At 58.0% G+C, this 1473-nt stretch carries 1 protein-coding gene; it reads right to left on the bottom strand.

Features of this window, described 5'->3' with window-relative positions; translation table 11 throughout:
- Positions 1–18 precede the first annotated feature (18 nt).
- Entirely contained in the window at positions 19–1416 is a 1398-nt protein-coding gene (locus BSG09_RS20035; protein WP_092936255.1) for an IS701 family transposase, read from the bottom strand.
- Between the last annotated feature and the right edge of the window lie 57 nt (positions 1417–1473).

The raw sequence follows: 1473 nt of genomic DNA, 5'->3' as shown, positions 1-1473 counted from the left end.
TACTACTTCGGCGGTTGATCACCAGTCAGTAAACCCCCTGAGCATTGCCTCTGCTACTCGTTCAGCGGTCTGTCGATCAACTCCTTGTTCTTCGACTGTTCGTACCGCCATCTCGTGAATTGCGATCCGAGCAACCTGCGAAAACGGGGGCAACCGAGCGGCCGCGCCCTGCGCGGCTCGCTCGGTCATCAAAAACGAGTACGTCATCAACACCACTGATACGTGATGGTTCCACCCTGTCCACGTTCGTCCCTCGAACTGATCCATCCCCAGTACCTGCTTTGCATCCTTGTGAAATTGCTCAATCGGCCATCGTACGTGCGCATACTCGACTAACTCTTCCAGACCCCACTCATCAAGACCCCAGCACAGCCACGCCTTCGTCTTCCCATCTCGGTCCTCAATCAATAACCACGCCTCTTCGTCGGACACCCAGCGCCGCTGGGTGTTCGACACTACCCGTACTCGCTGTCTGTGGAACTGTCCCGACAGCGGTCCCTTCGTCCCTTCCGACCATGTTACCTCTTTCCAGTCCTCGATCTCATCGGCTATCTCACGCGGTGAGACAGCCTCCACATCCTCGGGATAGGTAGGATGAGTCCGCGGCCGGCCGGGTCCGTCTGTCGGACCCGGCGGCCGTATCGGTGTCTCTGCTGGAATGACTCGGAGTTCCGATGGGGTTACACCGAGAACGTACGGTTCGTCCCACGCACGGAGCTGAGAACGCAGCTCACGGTCATCTCCGTACCCAGCATCGGCTCCCACGCACGCGTGAGGAACCTTCGCTGATCGAGTGCGCTCGATCAGCTCTAGTGCGATCTCGGGTTTCGTCCGGAACTCAGTATCTTCCGGGAGTCCAACTTCATCCCGAAGCTCCGCGTAGCTATCCTCTTCAATCCATGGACGCGGGAGATACAGGTCCATGCCCAGCGGCCATGTGAGTTGGTCGGCGTTCCGGGCGGCGCCCGGAACAGCCGACACCAGATCGACCGCGACTTGACAGTTATCGACTTTCCCGACAGATCCAGCGTACTGGCGTGTAACACCGACGCTATGATTTCCTTTCTTGCGGAAATCGACATCGTCGAAGATCAGCATCGCCTCCCCCGAGGCGATGCTATCTGGAATATTGTCATTGAGATGATCCTGGAGGGCATCATGGTTCCAAGGGCTCTGAGTAATGAATCGCCGGATGCGGTCTTCATGAACATCCATTCGTTTCCCAATGCCACGCAAGGTTTTGTGGCTGCCGGGGCGCACTAACCCCTCAACGTAGGCAAGTGCCATCCGCCACGTATTGGCGGCACGCGCCCACGACGAGCCGTCGGGCCGCGTCGTGAACGCGGCCCGAACTGGGTCAAGAAATCGCCGAATCGCCAACTTTGGATTCTGTATCCGGCAGTTGATTTGGGCCATGCAAACTCAAAGGCGTCCAGCGAAGATTGCGGTGCCGATTCAACCGCCGAAGTAGTA

It is taken from the genome of Natrinema hispanicum (assembly GCF_900111485.1).
Taxonomy (GTDB): Archaea; Halobacteriota; Halobacteria; order Halobacteriales; family Natrialbaceae; genus Natrinema; species Natrinema hispanicum_A.
This window is presented reverse-complemented; position numbering and strand designations above follow the sequence as displayed.